This is a genomic window from Enterobacter sp. UCD-UG_FMILLET, from assembly GCF_000762975.1.
GTDB lineage: Bacteria > Pseudomonadota > Gammaproteobacteria > Enterobacterales > Enterobacteriaceae > Enterobacter > Enterobacter dykesii.
The window spans coordinates 790,289-808,808 of the sequence record NZ_JRJC01000036.1; the positions used below are offsets into that span (position 1 = coordinate 790,289).

14 protein-coding genes and 1 pseudogene are annotated in these 18,520 nt (G+C 57.5%); 4 read left to right on the top strand and 11 right to left on the bottom strand.

Annotated features, from left to right (window positions below):
- Window positions 1-71 precede the first annotated feature (71 nt).
- Window positions 72-563 carry a Fe-S cluster assembly transcriptional regulator IscR gene (iscR, locus tag LA04_RS18650; protein ID WP_023308826.1) on the bottom strand — a complete coding sequence of 164 codons (492 nt, stop codon included), beginning with the start codon at window positions 561-563 and terminating at the stop codon, window positions 72-74.
- Between the two features lie 216 nt (window positions 564-779).
- A complete protein-coding gene (gene trmJ / locus LA04_RS18655; RefSeq protein WP_047652688.1) occupies window positions 780-1,505 on the bottom strand; it encodes a tRNA (cytosine(32)/uridine(32)-2'-O)-methyltransferase TrmJ in 726 nt (241 codons plus the stop codon).
- Between the two features lie 131 nt (window positions 1,506-1,636).
- On the opposite strand from trmJ, the gene suhB reads away from it, so the two are divergent.
- On the top strand, window positions 1,637-2,440 hold the full coding sequence (suhB, locus tag LA04_RS18660; RefSeq protein ID WP_023308828.1) for an inositol-1-monophosphatase: 804 nt from the start codon (window positions 1,637-1,639) through the stop codon (window positions 2,438-2,440).
- Between the two features lie 40 nt (window positions 2,441-2,480).
- On the opposite strand, the gene LA04_RS18665 is transcribed toward suhB, so the two are convergent.
- On the bottom strand, window positions 2,481-3,461 hold the full coding sequence (locus tag LA04_RS18665) for a nickel/cobalt transporter (protein ID WP_047652689.1): 981 nt from the start codon (window positions 3,459-3,461) through the stop codon (window positions 2,481-2,483).
- A complete protein-coding gene (locus LA04_RS18670; RefSeq protein ID WP_047652690.1) occupies window positions 3,452-4,090 on the bottom strand; it encodes a DUF1007 family protein in 639 nt (212 codons plus the stop codon). Before LA04_RS18670 ends, LA04_RS18665 begins: the two co-directional genes overlap by 10 nt.
- Window positions 4,091-4,215: 125 nt before the next feature.
- On the opposite strand from LA04_RS18670, the gene csiE reads away from it, so the two are divergent.
- A complete protein-coding gene (gene csiE, locus LA04_RS18675) occupies window positions 4,216-5,493 on the top strand; it encodes a stationary phase inducible protein CsiE (RefSeq protein ID WP_047652691.1) in 1,278 nt (425 codons plus the stop codon).
- Here csiE and LA04_RS18680 read toward each other — a convergent pair.
- Entirely contained in the window at window positions 5,488-6,633 is a 1,146-nt protein-coding gene (locus tag LA04_RS18680; RefSeq protein WP_008502163.1) for a 3-phenylpropionate MFS transporter, read from the bottom strand. The two genes, csiE and LA04_RS18680, sit on opposite strands and share 6 nt — an antisense overlap.
- Before the next feature lie 173 nt (window positions 6,634-6,806).
- On the opposite strand from LA04_RS18680, the gene LA04_RS18685 reads away from it, so the two are divergent.
- The gene (locus tag LA04_RS18685) at window positions 6,807-7,229 is read left to right on the top strand and encodes a DoxX family protein (RefSeq protein WP_047652692.1); all 423 of its coding nucleotides are present in this window, start codon (window positions 6,807-6,809) and stop codon (window positions 7,227-7,229) included.
- Window positions 7,230-7,283: 54 nt separating this feature from the next.
- On the opposite strand, the pseudogene glyA reads toward LA04_RS18685, so the two are convergent.
- Window positions 7,284-8,538: pseudogene (gene glyA, locus LA04_RS18690) on the bottom strand (serine hydroxymethyltransferase).
- A gap of 304 nt (window positions 8,539-8,842) precedes the next feature.
- Between glyA and hmpA the strand changes: the two are divergent.
- Window positions 8,843-10,033, top strand: coding sequence for an NO-inducible flavohemoprotein (gene hmpA / locus LA04_RS18695; protein WP_047652693.1), 1,191 nt, complete (start codon window positions 8,843-8,845; stop codon window positions 10,031-10,033).
- A gap of 83 nt (window positions 10,034-10,116) precedes the next feature.
- Here hmpA and glnB read toward each other — a convergent pair whose 3' ends face one another.
- From glnB to purL, 5 genes are all read right to left on the bottom strand, one after another.
- Window positions 10,117-10,455 (bottom strand): nitrogen regulatory protein P-II, encoded by a 339-nt coding sequence (glnB, locus tag LA04_RS18700; protein ID WP_003860685.1) that lies wholly within the window; start codon window positions 10,453-10,455, stop codon window positions 10,117-10,119.
- 65 nt (window positions 10,456-10,520) lie between these two features.
- A complete protein-coding gene (gene glrR, locus LA04_RS18705) occupies window positions 10,521-11,858 on the bottom strand; it encodes a two-component system response regulator GlrR (protein ID WP_047652694.1) in 1,338 nt (445 codons plus the stop codon).
- On the bottom strand, window positions 11,845-12,582 hold the full coding sequence (gene qseG, locus LA04_RS18710; RefSeq protein WP_047652695.1) for a two-component system QseEF-associated lipoprotein QseG: 738 nt from the start codon (window positions 12,580-12,582) through the stop codon (window positions 11,845-11,847). Before qseG ends, glrR begins: the two co-directional genes overlap by 14 nt.
- A 1-nt stretch (window position 12,583) precedes the next feature.
- Entirely contained in the window at window positions 12,584-14,011 is a 1,428-nt protein-coding gene (gene qseE, locus LA04_RS18715) for a two component system sensor histidine kinase QseE/GlrK (protein ID WP_047652696.1), read from the bottom strand.
- A gap of 533 nt (window positions 14,012-14,544) precedes the next feature.
- Complete coding sequence (gene purL, locus LA04_RS18720) at window positions 14,545-18,432, bottom strand: phosphoribosylformylglycinamidine synthase (protein WP_047652697.1); 3,888 nt, start codon at window positions 18,430-18,432, stop codon at window positions 14,545-14,547.
- Window positions 18,433-18,520: the final 88 nt, after the last annotated feature.

Here is an 18,520-nt window from a genome sequence, read left to right on the forward strand (position 1 = left end):
CCGGCTGGATGTACGACCGAGTACGCGGGGCGTGACCGCCCCGGCCTGATTCTGAAATCTTTATCGTTTTATTACGCGCGCAGTTTGACGTCGATAGCGTCCTGCGCGCGGGTGCTGCGTTGGGAATCCTGACCGTGCTGACGACCTGAGACATCCAGAACTTCCTGGTTATTCACCAGCTCACCGAGGGTGATGTTGTTCAGGAAGCCGGTCAAACGGTCGCTCAGATCGCGCCACAGCGCGTGGGTCAGGCACTTATCGCCGCCCTGGCAGCCGCCTTTACCCTGGCAACGGGTCGCGTCAACGGATTCGTCAACTGCGCTAATCACTTCACCAACTGCAATACTGCCCGCGTCTTTACCCAGCAAATAACCGCCGCCTGGGCCACGAACGCTGGAAACAAGTCCATTTTTACGCAGTCTGGAGAATAGCTGTTCCAGGTAAGAGAGGGAGATCCCTTGTCGTTCAGAAATATCAGCCAACGGAACCGGGCCCGCTTCGGAGTTGAGCGCAACGTCCAGCATCGCGGTCACGGCATAACGCCCTTTAGATGTCAGTCTCATGTCTTACTTAACCTCAAACTCGCCCCTGCCCGGGGTTTTTTATTGTAAAATGGGGGTATTGCATAGCAGGGCCAAGTCTGACATTCCTGACTAAAATGGTCAACTATTTACTTGACTGTTTTAGTCAGGTATTTAACGTTCCGTGCCTTCATAACCCAGGTGCGGCCTGATGTCCTCACCCCAGCCCTCTCCCACGAGGAGAGGGGGAAATCGACACTACTCTTTATTCTTCTGCTCAATCGACGCCAGGATCCCGCGCAGGATGTTCAGCTCCTGGCTTTCCGGGCGCGCGCGGGTAAACATGCGGCGCAGCTTGTTCATCACCTGGCCCGGGTGGCCTTCACGAATAAAGCCGGTTGAGAGCAGCGTCTGCTCCAGGTGACCGTAGAAGCGCTCAAGATCGTCCACCAGCGGGTAGGCCGTTTCTTCTTTAGGCTCTGCCTGTTTCTCCTGCGTCGCCAGCCACGCCATTCGCACCTCATAGGCGATAACCTGCACCGCCATCGCCAGGTTCAGCGAGCTGTATTCCGGGTTCGCCGCGATGGCGACGTGATAGTGGCACTTCTGCAGCTCGTCGTTGGTCAGGCCAACGCGCTCGCGGCCAAACACCAGCGCAACCGGAGCCTGTTCCGCTTCTGAGACGCTTTTCAGGCCGCATTCGCGCGGATCCAGCATCGGCCACGGCAGCGTGCGTGAACGCGCGCTCGTGCCAACAACGAGGCTGCAGCCGGCCAGCGCTTCGTCAAGGGTATCGACGATCTGGGCGTTGCCGATCACGTCGCTGGCACCTGCCGCCAGGGCGATAGCCTGCGAGTCAGGTTTCACCAGCGGGTTAACCAGCCACAGGTTCGTTAAGCCCATGGTTTTCATAGCGCGGGCAACGGAGCCCATGTTGCCGGTGTGCGATGTTTCGACCAGCACGATTCGAATGTTTTGCAGCATAATTTTTAATGTCTGAATTCAGCGTCTGAAGAATATTCCGGCATATTATCATAAACGGGAGACATAATCCGATCCCACTGCTATACTCTGCGCCGATTTTCCTGTTCTTTAACATCCAGTGAGAGAGACCGATGCATCCGATGCTGACCATCGCCGTGCGCGCAGCGCGCAAGGCGGGTAATGTAATTGCCAAACACTACGAAACGCCAGACTCCGTAGAAACCAGCCAGAAAGGCAGCAATGATTTCGTGACTAACGTCGATAAAGCCGCAGAAGCGATTATTATCGAAACGATCCGCAAATCTTACCCGCAGCACACCATCATCACCGAAGAAAGCGGTGAACATGAAGGTACCGATCAGGATGTTCAATGGGTTATCGATCCACTGGATGGCACCACCAACTTCGTCAAACGCCTGCCACACTTCTCTGTGTCTATCGCTGTACGCATTAAAGGCCGTACTGAAGTCGCCGTTGTTTACGATCCAATGCGTAACGAACTGTTCACCGCGACCCGCGGTCAGGGTGCACAGCTGAACGGCTACCGTCTGCGCTGCAGCAACGCACGCGATCTGGACGGCACCATTCTGGCGACCGGTTTCCCGTTCAAGGCGAAACAGCACGCGACCACTTATATGAATATCCTGGGCAAACTGTTCACCGAATGCGCGGACTTCCGCCGCACCGGCTCTGCCGCACTGGATCTGGCCTATGTAGCAACAGGCCGCGTTGACGGTTACTTCGAGCTGTCGCTGAAGCCGTGGGACTTTGCTGCGGGCGAGCTGATCGCACGTGAAGCAGGCGCCATCGTGTGTGATTTCACCGGCGGCCATAACTATATGTCTACCGGCAACGTCGTTGCGGGTAACCCACGCGTTGTTAAAGCCATGCTGGCAAACATGCGTGATGAACTGAGCGATGCGCTGAAGCGTTAATCCCGGTCATTCCCTCTCCCCGTGGGAGAGGGGATCCCAACTAAAACGGCCGCAATCCTCTTCCCACCGGTACCGCGCTCATCCACATCGTCACCGCCGCCACCAGCAGAATCACCCCGCCCGCCAGCGCAAGCGTTGTCCACCCTACCTGTCGCCACAGCACCGGCGTTTTATTGCCGCTCAGTTTGACCGCCAGCTGACGGAAGCTGTGAACCAGCAGCGCTAAAGACGAAATGGTGAGAGACGTCCCTGCCGCCATCGCCAGCGCGGAGAGCATTCCCCAGCCAAACACGCCTATCACCTTGCTGAACAGCAGCACCATGATTGCCCCCGAACATGGGCGCATGCCCATCGAGAGAACAATCATCAGCCGCGCACGCCAGTCGTCACCGCTCTGCAATTGTTCCTGCGTGGGCAAATGCTGATGCCCGCAGCCGCAGCTTTCATCATGAACGTGGTGCGGCGTAAAGGTTTTGAATTTCGGTTTTCGCAGCAGCGCGCGCAGCTTTTTCAGCGCCCGCCAGCAGAGGATCAGCCCCAGCACGCCTACCAGCGCGTAGCTGCCCTTCTCCAGCCAGAAACTGCTCATGTGCAGCTGGCGCGCGGGAAGCTGCAACAGCGAAAGCACGACCACGACGAGCGCAATCGCCACGCTGCCCTGAAGCAGCGAGGAGGCCAGCGTCAGGCCGATGCTCGATTTCAGCTTCGACGGATGGGTGGCGAGCCAGGTCGTTATCACGATTTTGCCGTGCCCCGGCCCCAGCGCGTGCAGAACGCCATAGATAAAGCTGAATGCCAGCAGGGAACCACCCGCTTTGGTCGGGTTCTCCGCCACCGCCTTCAGCAGACCGCTCATCTGCTGGTTGACCTCACGCTGCCAGATAATGCTTTTCATCATGACCTGCGGCCAGGCCTGCCATAGCCAGAGCGAACCGCAAACGGCTAGCACAAGAAAGAGCGCCAGTGGCCAGAGGTGCAGCCAGCGGCGAGGTTTTCGAACCGGAGAGGAGATCACTGACATTGTAACGTCACCTCCTGCGCGAACTGTTTACCCAACTCCATGTCCTCAGGTGGGGCATCTTCTTTATCAAGCGAGACCGCAAAGTTCAGCGTCTCCTCGCTGGGCTTCGGGGTGTGTACGCCAATTTTGCAGTTTTTTTGCAGAGCGTCCGGCAGCCGTACGTCTCCGTCTTTGTCATAGCGCATGTCGACATAGTAAGTAGGGTCAAAGGTGGAAAAACGGTACGTTTGCCCGGCCAGCGGCTGCGGATGCGCCAGCGGAAGCACAAACGTCAGCACAGCCTGATGCCCGTCACGCGTCATCCCGTATTCCGTTGGCCGGTTCAGAAATTTGACCTTCTGCCCGTTGTGCCAGAATTCCGTGAAGTAGTGCTGGCCGAGCACGTAGGCCATCACTTCCGCCGCCAGCTTTTTCCAGATTTCATCGCCAGGCTTCGCGTTTCCCGCATCATAGAGCAGATCGGCCGAGGTGATTTCATCCATCGTCCAGCGCATCTTCAGGCCGCTCAGCTGCGTGCCGTCGGTAACCAGCTCCGTCTGGAGGTCAATAAAACTGTGAGGGTGTGCGCTGGCGGTGAAGCTGATAACCGCCAAAAATAACGCCATCGCACTTTGTTTAACTGTTTGCATCAATTCCTCACGTCAAAAATTCTGTGATGTTCCCCAGCAATCCTGAGTGAAAGGCCTGCCAGCGCGCTTTTCAGCGCTCATCCTTTAGCTATTCTTATCAAACATTCACACTGGATACCCGACAGATGATGACGACGCTTGAAATTCCATCTGTGCTTTCCAGTTCGCAGCGCCGCTGCCAGGTGCTTTTGATGCTTTACCTGCCCGATGCTACCGTCACCGCACAGAGCATTATCGCTACCAACGGCGTGGACGACGCGATGGCACGGCAAGATATAGCCGAGACGCGCGATGAAATCCAGCGCTATCACCGGCTGGACATCGTTACGCACCACGACGGCAGCTACCGGATTGAAGGCACAGCCCTGAATCAGCGTTTATGCCTGCTGCACTGGCTGCGCCGGGCGCTGCGGCTTTGCCCGCAGTTTGTCTCGCACCAGTTTACCCCCGCATTAAAAACCGCGCTTAAACAACACGGCATTGCGCGGCCGCTTTACGATGATGCGAACCTGCGGGCGCTGATCGGCTTCTGCTCCCGCAAGCTGCAGCGCCAGTTTGAATGCCGCGACGTCCAGTTTTTACAGCTCTATTTGCAATACTGTCTCATTCAGCATCAGCTCGGAAATACGCCACAGTTTTCTCACGTGCAGCGCAGCTGGACCCAGTCGAGAGGGGAGTATTTTACGGCCCAGGAGATCGTACGTCACTGGAAACGGCGCGTCCCGCAGGGTGCGCACGGGGATGAACAGCTGTTTCTGGCGCTGCTGTTTATGATGCTCCGCACGCCCGATCCGGTGCTTGATAAGCACCAGCAGGATCAGCGTCTGCGCCGGGCCATTGTGCGCATGGTCGCCCGTTTTCGCTCGCAGACCGGGATGAACTTCAGCGATGAGCAAGGGCTGACCGATCAGCTGTATATCCATCTGGCTCAGGCGCTGGACCGCTCGCTGTTTGAAATCGGCATCGACAATAGCCTGCCGGAGGAGATCCATCGTCTCTATCCCCGGCTGTTACGCACCACAAAGGAAGCGCTGTTCGAGCTGGAAGCGGAGTTTGGGCTGCGTTTTTCTGATGAAGAGATGAGCCTGGTGGCGGTGATTTTCGGTGCCTGGCTGATGCAGGAGACCGATCTGCACGAAAAACAGGTGATCCTGCTGACGGGAGACGATAAAGCCAGCGAGGATCTGATTGAACAGCAGCTTCGCGAGCTGACGCTGCTGCCGCTTAATATTCGCTATCTAACGCTGCAGGCTTTCCAGAAAGAGGGGGCACCGCGCGAGGCCGCGCTGGTTATCACCCCCTACCCTACTGCCCTGCCGCTGTTCTCGCCGCCGCTGATCCATGCCGTTGAGACATTAAACGCGCAACAGCAAGAACATATACGCGCCATGCTGGAATCATAGCGACGCGCGGGCGGCCACTTTAGGGCGAACAACGATGGCGGGTAAGGCGACCAGCGCCATCACCCAGAAAACCCCATGCCCCAGGTGCTGATAGAGGAATCCGGCAAACACCGTCATGATCGCGATACTGCCTCCCATCGCCACTGCCGAATAGACGGCCTGCAGGCGAATAACGTCTCCGCCCTCGCGCGCTGCGATATAGCGCATCGCCGCCAGATGACACACGGTAAAGGTGCCGCAGTGAAGAATTTGCGCCACGATCAGCCACGGCAGATCGGTCGTCCAGCCCATAATCCCCCAGCGCGCCACGCCGCACACGGCGGAAAGCAGCAGCAGGTCTCGTGCGCCAAATCGACGGAACAATTTCTTGCTCAGGGCGAAAATGATGACTTCGGCCACCACGCCCAGCGACCACAGATAGCCCACGGCGGAAGCAGAATATCCCGCCCCCTGCCAGTAGATGGCGCTGAAGCCATAGTACGCCGCATGCGCCCCCTGAAGCAGGCAGACACATGCCAGAAAACGCCAGCTCTGGGCCACCAGGCTCCGCCAAGCGGGCCAGCCTGCGCTCTCCTGATGGCGGCTCTCCCCTTGCGGCATCACCGACGGTCGCAGCAGCATGCCAAGCAGCATCGAGGCAATACCGATACTCAGCAGGGCGAGAATGGCGCGGTAATCGTAAAGGCTGACCAGTTTCCCCACCAGCGCCGAGCCAATCACAAAGGCAATTGAGCCCCACAGGCGCACGCGGCCATAGTCCATGGTGATCTGCTTTTGCCAGGTGTTCGCCAGGGCATCCGTCAGCGGTACCAGCGGTGAGAAGAAAAGGTTAAAGCCGACCATCACCACCATCAGCCAGGCAAACTGGTGGCTGACCCAGAAGCAGGCAACAAAGACCAGGGTCAGCAGCGCAAGAATGCGCACGGCCTTGATCAGTAAGGAGGGATCGCTGACGCGCGGAGCAATCAGCAGGCTGCCAAGGAAACGCGCCACCAGCCCGGCCCCGAGCAGGACACCGATGGTCTCGGGCGTCAGGCCGATACCCTTAAGCCAGACGCTCCAGAAAGGCAGAAAAATGCCGTAGCTAAAGAAATAGGTGAAATAACTGAGCGCCAGCCAGCGCGTGGAATGCAAGACCATGAATCCCTCCCGAAATCGAGGCCATAGTCTGGCGAGAATATAAAAATTAAGCAAGTCGATAGCCTGCTATAAATTAACGAGATTTTAACATTTCGTGCAGTCGTCTGGCTTATGGCGGGGAATGAAAATATGTATTACGTTTAAATTACTCCACTTGCAGAGGTTTTTCTGCCATGAACTCATTACGTTATTTCGATTTCGGTCAGTCACGTCACCTTTTGCTGTTGATTGCGCGCATCGCGCTTGTCGTGCTGTTTATCATCTTTGGCTATCCAAAACTGACGGGGTTTAGCGGCACCGTACAATATATGACCTCGCTGGGTACGCCGATGCCCATGCTGGCGGCTATTATTGCGGTGGTGATGGAAGTGCCTGCCGCTATCCTGATCGTCCTGGGCTTTTTCACCCGTCCTCTCGCCGTATTGTTTGTATTCTATACGCTGGGCACGGCGATTATCGGTCACCATTACTGGGATATGACCGGTGATGCGGTCGTACCGAATATGATTAATTTCTACAAGAACATCAGTATTGCTGGCGCCTTTATTTTGCTGGCGATTGTCGGACCTGGCGCCATCTCCCTGGACCGGCGTTAAGCCATAAAAAAAGGCCGCATACGCGGCCTTTTTTATTTCTGCGAAGCAGAAGAATTATGCGTATACCGGGAAGCGTGCGCAGATATCCAGAACTTTACCTTTGACGCGCTCGATAACCGCTTCGTCATTGATGTTGTCCAGAACGTCACACATCCAGCCAGCCAGCTCTTTCACTTCCGCTTCTTTAAAGCCGCGACGAGTTACGGCCGGAGAACCGATACGGATACCGGAGGTCACGAACGGGCTCTTCGGATCGTTTGGCACGCTGTTTTTGTTCACGGTGATGTTGGCGCGGCCCAGGGCAGCGTCAGCTTCTTTACCGGTCAGGTTCTTATCAACCAGATCCAGCAGGAACAGATGGTTTTCAGTACCGCCGGATACCACTTTGTAGCCACGGTTCAGGAACACTTCCACCATCGCTTTGGCGTTCTTAGCAACCTGCTGCTGATAAACCTTGAACTCTGGCTCCATCGCTTCTTTCAGCGCAACGGCTNTTAGCCGCGATAACGTGCATCAGCGGGCCGCCCTGCGCGCTTGGGAATACAGCGGAGTTCAGTTTTTTGTACAGCTCTTCGTCACCGCCTTTCGCCAGGATCAGGCCACCGCGTGGACCCGCCAGGGTTTTGTGGGTGGTGGTGGTCACAACGTGAGCGTGTGGAACCGGGTTCGGGTAAACGCCAGCGGCAATCAGGCCCGCAACGTGCGCCATGTCGACGAACAGGTAAGCACCGATGCTGTCCGCGATTTCACGCATTTTTGCCCAGTCAACGATACCGGAGTAAGCAGAGAAGCCACCGATGATCATCTTCGGTTTGTGCTCTTTAGCCTGCTTCGCCATGTCTTCGTAGTCAATTTTACCGGACTCATCAATACCGTAAGGGATGATGTTGTACAGTTTGCCGGAGAAGTTAACCGGGGAGCCGTGAGTCAGGTGGCCGCCCTGCGCCAGGTTCATACCCAGAACGGTATCGCCCGGTTGCAGCAGCGCGGTGTAGACCGCGAAGTTAGCCTGAGAGCCAGAGTGCGGCTGCACGTTTGCGTAGTCAGCGCCAAAGAGTTCTTTCGCACGGTCGATAGCCAACTGCTCAACGATATCAACGTACTCGCAACCGCCGTAATAGCGCTTGCCCGGGTAACCTTCAGCGTATTTGTTGGTCAGCTGAGAACCCTGCGCCTGCATAACGCGAGGGCTGGTGTAGTTTTCGGAGGCGATCAGTTCGATGTGCTCTTCCTGACGTACTTTTTCCTGCTCCATAGCCTGCCACAGTTCGGCATCATAATCGGCAATGTTCATTTCACGCTTTAACATCCGCATCTCCTGACTCAGCTAACAAGTAAATTTTGGCCTGAAAAGGCAGTCCAGTTGGACAACGGGCAACAGTATAACTGATTAGTTCTGTGATAACAGGTCTTGACAAACGATTTTACGCAAACGTTTTCCTGCGCGCCACGCAAGGGTTTGAGGAATAAAGCTCTCCTCCTTTTCAGCGGATTTCTTTTCAGGTTTGTGATGCATATTTTTCATCTTGCAAAGAACCATTTACAACGCAGGGGTATTTTTTATAAGATGCATTTAAAATACATCATTAAAGTCACATCAGAAGGATGCGCTCATGCTCGACGCTCAAACCATCGCTACCGTTAAAGCCACCATCCCCCTGCTGGTGGAAACCGGCCCTAAACTCACCGCCCATTTTTACGATCGCATGTTCACGCATAACCCGGAGCTCAAAGAAATTTTCAACATGAGCAACCAGCGTAACGGCGATCAGCGCGAAGCGCTTTTCAACGCCATCGCGGCCTACGCCAGCAATATTGAAAACCTGGCGGCACTGCTGCCCGCGGTGGAAAAAATCGCGCAGAAGCACACCAGCTTCCAGATCCAGCCCGAGCAGTACAACATTGTGGGTGGCCACCTGCTGGCAACGCTGGACGAGATGTTCAGCCCGGGCCAGGAGGTGCTGGACGCGTGGGGGAAAGCCTACGGCGTGCTGGCAAACGTGTTTATCAACCGCGAAGCGCAGATCTATAGCGAAAATGCCAGCAAGAACGGCGGCTGGGAAGGCACGCGCGCCTTCCGCATCGTTGAGAAAACGCCGCGCAGCGCGCTGATTACCAGCTTTGAATTTGAGCCGTTGGACGGACAGCCGGTTGCCGATTACCAGCCGGGCCAGTATCTGGGCGTGTGGCTGAAGCCTGAAGGTTTCCCGCATCAGGAGATCCGCCAGTATTCTCTTACCCGCAAGCCAAACGGTAAAGGCTACCGCATTGCGGTGAAGCGCGAGGACGGCGGCCAGGTCTCCAGCTGGCTGCACAACGAAGCTAACGTGGGCGACGTGGTCCATCTGGCCGCGCCGGCGGGCGATTTCTTCATGGCCGTTGAAGCGAATACCCTGGTTACGCTGATCTCTGCGGGCGTCGGCCAAACGCCAATGCTGGCGATGCTCGATACGCTGGCGAAAACCAACCACGGTGCGCAGGTCAACTGGTTCCACGCTGCGGAAAACGGTGACGTGCACGCCTTTGCGGATGAAGTGAACACGCTCGGGGCTTCCCTGCCGCGCTTCACCGCGCACACCTGGTATCGCCTGCCGACGGAAGCAGACCGCACAGCTGCCCGCTTTGACAGTGAGGGTCTGATGAATCTGAGCCAGCGTGAAGGCCTGTTCAGCGCACCGGATATGCAGTTCTACGTCTGTGGACCGGTGGCGTTTATGCAGTACGCCGCGAAGCAGCTGGTGGAGCTGGGCGTGAACAAAGACAACATTCACTACGAATGTTTCGGGCCGCATAAGGTGCTGTAATGCAAAAAGCCCCTCGTTCGAGGGGCTTTTTTTTTCGCCGGATGGCGGCTGCGCCTTTCCCGGCTACAAAACTTTTGGGAATGTTAAATCGCGGCGTCGTCTTCTTCGCCGGTACGGATACGGATCACGCGCGCCACGTCAAAGACGAAGATTTTACCGTCGCCAATTTTGCCCGTCTGCGCGGTGCGGATAATGGTATCCACGCAGGTATCGACGATATCGTCGCTGACCACAATTTCAATTTTTACTTTCGGCAGAAAGTCGACCATGTACTCTGCGCCACGGTAAAGCTCGGTGTGGCCTTTCTGACGACCAAAACCTTTCACTTCCGTCACGGTCATCCCGGTGATGCCGACTTCCGCCAGCGCTTCACGCACGTCATCCAGTTTGAAAGGTTTAATAATCGCATCAATCTTTTTCATGGTGGGTCCTTAAACTCTTGCCTGTAAGCTGCCTCGTAATCGATTGCTCACAGTATCATACGGCATTACTCTTTAAAATCGTTTGCTTCCAGCTCGTGGCGCGACAGCAGCTTGTAGAACTCGGTGCGGTTGCGTCCGGCCATGCGCGCCGCGTGGGTCACGTTGCCTTTGGTGATCTGCAATAGCTTGCGCAGATAGTTCAGCTCGAACTGATTCCGCGCTTCCGCAAACGTCGGCAGCGCCGTGTTTTCTCCTTCCAGCGCCTGCTCTACAAGCGCATCGCTGATTACCGGTGAGGAGGTCAGCGCCACGCACTGCTCAATCACGTTCACCAGCTGGCGCACGTTACCCGGCCAGCCTGCGGCCATCAGCCGCTTCATCGCGTCGGTGGAAAACGCGCGCACAAACGGTTTATGACGATCGGCCGCCTGGCGCAGAAGATGATTCGCCAGCAGCGGAATGTCTTCCGCGCGCTCCGCCAGCGCAGGGATCTTCAGATTCACCACGTTCAGACGGTAGTAGAGATCTTCGCGAAACTCGTTGCGGGCCATCACTTTTGGCAAGTCGCGGTGGGTGGCGGAAATAATGCGCACGTTAATATCGATATCGCGGTTGCTGCCCAGCGGGCGAACTTTTCGCTCCTGCAATACGCGCAGCAGTTTGACCTGCAGCGGCGCGGGCATGTCGCCAATCTCGTCCAGGAACAGCGTGCCGCCTTCCGCCGCCTGGAACAGCCCTTCCCGACTGCTCACCGCGCCGGTGAATGCGCCGCGGGCATGACCAAACAGTTCAGATTCGAGAAGCTGTTCCGGAAGCGCGCCGCAGTTAATGGCGATAAAGGCATTTTTACTGCGCGGGCTGGCGTTATGGATCGCCTGGGCCAGGATCTCTTTCCCGGTTCCGCTCTGGCCGTTGATGAGCACGCTGACGTCGGACTGCGCCACCATCCGGGCCTGTTCAAGGAGACGCAGCATAATGGGGCTGCGGGTGACGATGGACTCCCGCCACGCTTCATCCCCCGCCGGGGCGGCATGTTCCAGCGCGCTGTCGATAGCCTTATACAGCGCGTCTTTGTCCACCGGCTTGGTCAGGAAGCTGAAGACCCCCTGCTGCGTCGCGGCAACCGCATCCGGGATCGACCCGTGCGCCGTCAGAATGATCACGGGCATACCCGGCTGCTGCCTCTGGATCTCCGCGAACAGCTGCAGGCCATCCATTTCGTCCATCCGCAGGTCGCTTATCACCAGATCGATTTTCTCGCGGGTGAGGATCTTCAGCCCCTCCAGCCCGCTTTCGGCGGTCACGACGCTGTAGCCTTCACTCACCAGACGCATCCCCAGCAGCTTTAACAGCCCGGGATCGTCATCCACCAGTAAAAGATGGGCAGGTTTACGGCTCGTCATGCTTCACGTCCTCTTGTTTCGGCGTATCGCTGTCCGGTGCCGCGGATGAACTCCCCGGCTGATATTTACGCGACGAGAGCTGCCTTTCGATATCGGTCAGGTTTTCCAGCTTACGCGTCGTGGTATCCAGCTGCGTACGTAAATGTTGCTGCTGTTGCCGCAGCGTATCAAGCTCGCTGTCGGTTGACTGCTGCAGCTTGCTGTAGCGGGAACGCTCTTCAGACAGCTGAAGTTGTAATGTCTGCCCATCGCGCCAGAGCTGGTATACCGGGCGTACCTGCACGGGAAGATTGACCACAAACGTGTCCAGCCGGGTGACATTGACGCGGCGTTCAACGGGGGTGATTTTCGCATCTGCAAGTAAAATCCCACGCTTGAACGCATCCTGCCAGGTGTCGTCATCCAGCATCGCGGCCTTCGAGCGGGCGTCTACCGGCGCCAGACGCTGGGCGCAGTCTATTCCTCGCAGCCAGAAGAGCGGGTTGCTTTCAACGTCATGTCCTGACAGGTTCCAGATGTCGTCACAGCGGGTTGAGAGGAAATCGGCCAGCTGGTTATCGGGCCATTTATCTTCCTGTTTATCGCTAATGGCACTTTGTGGCGCATGGGAAACACACCCTGCCAGAAATAAACAGGGCAGGCTCAGGCTAAGCGTTTTGCTGGAAAACACCGCGCGTACGGCGCGGAAAAAGACGTGTGACATACTCACCAGACATAGATTCATTTTATTGATTTTTCCGGCTCACGGGCAGTTCGATACGGAAGCAAACATCTGAACGTTCGTCCGCGGCAATGTTTAGCTCACCCTGCATGCGTCGTATGCAGTCCCGGGCGATGCTCAAGCCCAGACCGCTTCCTTTGACCGCGCCTTTCCGCTGATGACTTCCCTGGAAAAAGGGTTCGAAGATCATGGTTTTTTCGTCATCGGGGATCGGGGTGCCGGTGTTTGCGACGTCAATAAACACCCGTGAACCATTCGTATTACTCCGGATATAAATGTTACCGGATTCAGTACCATAGTGCACCGCATTGGAGTAAAGATTATCCAGAACGCTCATCAGCAGCATGGGTTCAGCCAGGCACGCAGGCGCATTCAGCTCGACGCCGGTATGCATCATTTTAGCTCTTGCTGGCAAGCTGTGGGCGGAGATCACCATATCCACCAGCGGCTCAATCTCTACGTTTTCCAGTACGACCGCCCCGTCAGCCAGCTTGCGGTTGTAATCCAGCAGTTGCTCAATCAGCTTTTGCAGATTGCGGCTGCTGTTATCCAGGATCTCGACAATTTCTTTCTGTTCTGGCGTAAGGGACCCGGCCACTTCGTCCGCCAGCAGCTCCGTCCCTTCGCGCATGCTGGCCAGCGGCGTTTTAAGCTCATGAGAGATATGGCGCAGGAACTGATGGCGCTGTGATTCGAGCCACGCCAGGCGCTCGGACAGCCAGATAATGCGCTGGCCTACGGATCGCAGCTCGCGAGGACCTTTAAAGGCGACCGTATCCCCGAGCGATCTTCCCTCCCCCAGGCGGTTGATCATCCGCTGAATGCCCTTCACCGGGCCGATGATCATACGGGTAAAGAGCAGAACCAGCCCGAGACTCACCAGGAACAGCACCAGCGCCTGCCAGCCGAAGAACTGGCCGCGCTCGGCAATCTCCTGCTGGAGCTGCTGGCCGCGAGAGAAAATCACCGCGCGCGTAGACTGCACCATCTCGGTGTTGGCGCTGGCAAAAGCTTCGAGGCGCGCGGCGGCAACGGCATCCGGGCCGCTGTTGCTGCACTGCAGCTGCGCGAGATCGTTTAAATCCTGACGTAATGCCTGATAGAGCTTGTCGTCAGGTAAGACCCCCGCGTGAGCGTCCAGCATTTCGCTGTAGCGTTTACGCTGACTCTGATAAACCTTTTCCAGCGTCCGATCGTCAAGCACGCAATACTGACGATAGCTACGCTCCATCTCCAGTGCGGCGTTGGTCATCGCTTCACTGCGTCTGGCGTCGATGAGCGTCGTGCGGTTGGTCAAAGCCGCCTGCGCGCTCAGCGCGTTCAGGCTTTGCCACGCCTGCCAGGCAAGGATCAGCAGCGGCAGCAGGATCAGCAGGAAGGCCATCATGACGAGCTGCCGCAGGGAGCGGGGGAAAACGGGCCAGCGTTTCAACGCATTACTCTCTTAATGGGGGTTTACGCAGAGCGTAACTGAGTCTGCCCTTCAGATACAACAAAGCCGGGTAAAAACCCGGCTTTGTCATGGAATGAGGCGGTGCCTAACTCGACGTTTCGCCCTGGCCTGATAAAGCATCGCTATGATCAGTAGTTGGACGGCAGGCACCTTTTTGTGCGTCATTCGAAGTTTATGTAGCGCGTCCCGAAGGGGCTGACATAAGAAGGTGAATGAGCCACTGGTTAATATTATGCAACACCCGTGCCAGAATGCAAAATAAAATATTAACATATTGAAATATATAGTTTTTACTCGTTTAACGCGTTAATTATCGGTTGAATGATTTTCAGGCTAAGTGTCGCTATTAAGCAACACCTTAACGGGAACCTTTACTGCCACATATAAATCAATTACTTAAGTGTCGCCTTTTGGAGACAGCCATATTGCGGGTCTGTCGCGTAATTGCGACATAAATAAAAAGCCCGGTGAAGCTTTCGCTTACCGGGCCTGGAAGGGGGTAGGGCTAAAACTTAACCCAGCTGCTTACGCGCGTTGCGGAAGATACGCATCCACGGGCTATCCTCTCCCCAGTTTTCCGGGTGCCAGGAGTTGCTCACGGTACGGAACACGCGTTCCGGGTGCGGCATCATGATGGTCGCGCGACCGCTTTCGCTGGTCACCGCCGTAATACCGTTGGCGGAGCCGTTCGGGTTAGCCGGGTAGGTTTCTGTCACCTTACCGAAGTTATCGACAAAGCGCAGCGCCACCAGGCCTTTGCTTTCCAGCTGAGCCAGATGCGCAGCGTCACGCACTTCTACCTGACCTTCGCCGTGGGAAACGGCGATTGGCATCTGAGAACCGACCATCCCCTGCAGCAGCAGAGACGGGCTTTGGGTCACTTCCACCAGGCTGAAGCGCGCCTCGAAGCGGTCTGACTGGTTACGCACAAAGCGCGGCCAGGCTTCGCTGCCCGGTATCAGCTCACGCAGGTTAGACATCATCTGGCAGCCGTTACACACGCCCAGCGCCAGGGTCTGCGGACGGTGGAAGAAGGTTTCGAACTCGTCGCGCACGCGGCTGTTGAACAGGATGGACTTCGCCCAGCCTTCGCCCGCACCCAGCACGTCGCCGTAGGAGAAGCCGCCGCAGGCCACCAGCGCCTGGAAATCTTCCAGACCGGTACGCCCGGCCAGCAGGTCGCTCATGTGAACGTCGATAGCGTCAAAGCCCGCGCGGTGGAAGGCAGCCGCCATCTCAACGTGGGAGTTAACGCCCTGCTCGCGCAGCACGGCCACTTTTGGACGCGCGCCGGTCGCAATGTACGGCGCAGCGATGTCTTCGTTAATGTCGAAGGAGAGCTTCACGTTCAGGCCTGGATCCTGGTCATTCGCTTTCGCGTTATGCTCCTGATCGGCACATTCCGGGTTATCACGCAGGCGCTGCATCTGCCAGGTGGTTTCCGCCCACCACATGCGCAGCGTGGTGCGGCTTTCGCTGAACACGGCGTGACCGTCCGCTTCAATGACGAAGCGGTCGCCCTGAACGGCTTTACCCAGATAGTGCACGCAGTCTGCCAGACCGTGCTTCGCCAGAATCGCTTCAACCGCGTCGCGATCCGCCGCGCGCACCTGAATCACGGCGCCCAGCTCTTCGTTGAACAGCGCCGCCAGACGGTCTTCGCCAAGCGTTGCAATGTCGGCTTCCACACCACAGTGGCCGGTGAAGGCCATCTCTGCCAGAGTCACCAACAGGCCGCCGTCGGAACGGTCGTGGTAGGCCAGCAGCTTACGCTGCGCCACCAGCGCCTGAATCGCGTCGTAGAAGCCTTTCAACTGGGCAACGTCGCGCACGTCGGCTGGCTTGTCGCCGAGCTGGCGGTAAACCTGCGCCAGCGCGGTGGCACCCAGCGCGTCGTGGCCTTTACCCAGGTCAATCAGCAGCAGGGCGTTGTCTTCGGTCGCAAGCTGCGGCGTAACGGTGTGGCGCACGTCTTCCACGCGGGCAAACGCGGTGATCACCAGCGACAGCGGAGAGGTCATCTCGCGCTGCTCGCTGCCTTCCTGCCAGCGGGTTTTCATCGACATGGAGTCTTTGCCCACCGGAATGGTCAGGCCGAGGGCAGGACACAGCTCCTCGCCCACCGCTTTTACGGCTTCATACAGGCCAGCATCTTCACCAGGGTGGCCGGCAGCGGCCATCCAGTTGGCGGAAAGCTTGATACGTTTGATATCGCCAATCTGCGTCGCGGCGATGTTGGTCAGCGCTTCACCGACTGCCAGACGGGCAGAAGCAGCGAAGTCCAGCAGCGCCACCGGGGTGCGTTCGCCGAGAGCCATCGCTTCGCCGTAGTAGCTGTCGAGGCTCGCGGTGGTCACGGCGCAGTTAGCGACCGGGATTTGCCACGGGCCGACCATCTGGTCGCGTGAAACCATACCGGTCACGGTGCGGTCGCCGATGGTCACCAGGAAGGTTTTCTCTGCCACTGCAGGCAGGTGCAGCACGCGGTTGACCGCTTCTGCCACGGTGATGCCCTGACGATCCAGCGCTTTGCCCGTCGCTTTACGGGTGGTTACGTCGCGGGTCATCTTCGGCGTTTTACCGAGCAGCACGTCGAGCGGCAGATCGATCGGCTGGTTGTCAAAGTGGGTGTCGCTTAAGGAAAGGTGCTGCTCTTCGGTCGCTTCACCGATGACGGCATACGGCGCGCGCTCGCGGCGGCACAGCTTGTCAAACAGCGGCAGCTGATCGGCGGCAACCGCCAGCACGTAGCGCTCCTGGGATTCGTTACACCAGATTTCCAGCGGGCTCATGCCCGGCTCATCGCTCAGGATGTCGCGCAGGTTGAAGCGTCCGCCGCGGCCGCCGTCGCTCACCAGCTCCGGCATGGCGTTGGACAGACCGCCCGCGCCCACGTCGTGGATGAAGAGGATCGGGTTGGCGTCACCCAGCTGCCAGCAGCGGTCGATCACTTCCTGGCAGCGGCGCTCCATCTCAGGGTTGTCACGCTGCACGGAGGCGAAATCGAGATCCGCATCAGACTGGCCGGAGGCCATAGAAGAGGCTGCGCCGCCGCCCAGACCGATGTTCATCGCCGGGCCGCCCAGTACGATCAGCTTCGCGCCGACGACGATCTCGCCTTTCTGCACGTGATCGGCACGGATGTTGCCGATCCCGCCCGCCAGCATGATCGGTTTGTGATAGCCACGCAGCTCTTCGCCGTTGTGGCTGTCCACTTTCTCTTCATAGGTACGGAAGTAACCGTTCAGCGCCGGACGACCAAATTCGTTGTTAAACGCCGCGCCGCCCAGCGGGCCTTCGGTCATGATATCCAGCGCGGTCACAATGCGCTCTGGCTTGCCGAAATCTTCTTCCCACGGCTGTTCAAAGCCCGGGATACGCAGGTTGGAGACGGAGAAACCGACCAGACCCGCTTTTGGTTTAGCGCCACGGCCGGTCGCCCCTTCGTCACGGATTTCACCGCCGGAGCCGGTCGCCGCACCCGGCCACGGGGAGATCGCGGTCGGGTGGTTGTGGGTTTCCACTTTCATCAGGATATGCGCGGGCTCCTGATGGAAGTCATAGCGCCCTGCTTCGCGATCGGCGAAGAAGCGGCCCACCTCGGAACCTTCCATTACCGCGGCGTTGTCTTTATAGGCAGACAGCACGTGGTCAGGGGTTTGCTCCATGGTGTTTTTGATCATTTTGAACAGCGACTTCGGCTGCTGTTCGCCGTCAATAATCCAGTCGGCGTTGAAAATCTTGTGGCGGCAGTGCTCAGAGTTAGCCTGCGCGAACATGTAGAGTTCGATGTCGTTCGGGTTACGGTTGAGCTTAACAAACGCATCCTGCAGGTAGTCGATTTCGTCTTCTGCCAGCGCCAGGCCGAGACGCAGGTTGGCGTCAATCAACGCCTGACGGCCCTGCCCCAGCAGGTCTACGCTCTGTACCGGCGCAGGCTGATGGTGGGAGAACAGCTTCTGCGCGTCGTCGAGAGAGGCAAATACGCTCTCCATCATGCGGTCATGCAGTTCAGCCGCAACCGCCTGCCACTGCGCGTCGCTCAGGGTAGAGGCTTCCACGTAGTACGCCACGCCGCGTTCCAGACGGTTAATCTGGCTCAGGCCACAGTTGTGGGCGATGTCGGTGGCTTTGGAAGACCAGGGGGAGATGGTGCCCGGACGAGGCGTCGCAAGGATCAGTTTGCCGGTTGGCGTATGGCTGCTCAGGCTTGGGCCATACTTGAGCAGGCGTTCCAGCTGTACGCGCTCCTCTGCATTGAGGGGGGCATTCAGGTCAGCAAAATGGACATACTCAGCGTAAATATTGCTTACCGGAAGGTCGGCCGCCTGAAAACGTGCCAGCAGTTTAGTGATACGGAAGGCAGACAGTGCAGGCGAACCACGCAGAATTTCCATCATAAGTCTCTCGTCTTCGAAGCGCCGGGGCGCTTACAGTGTGCGCAAGGGGGGAAAACGGGCGTCATTATAGAGAATCCTGAGCGCCGAC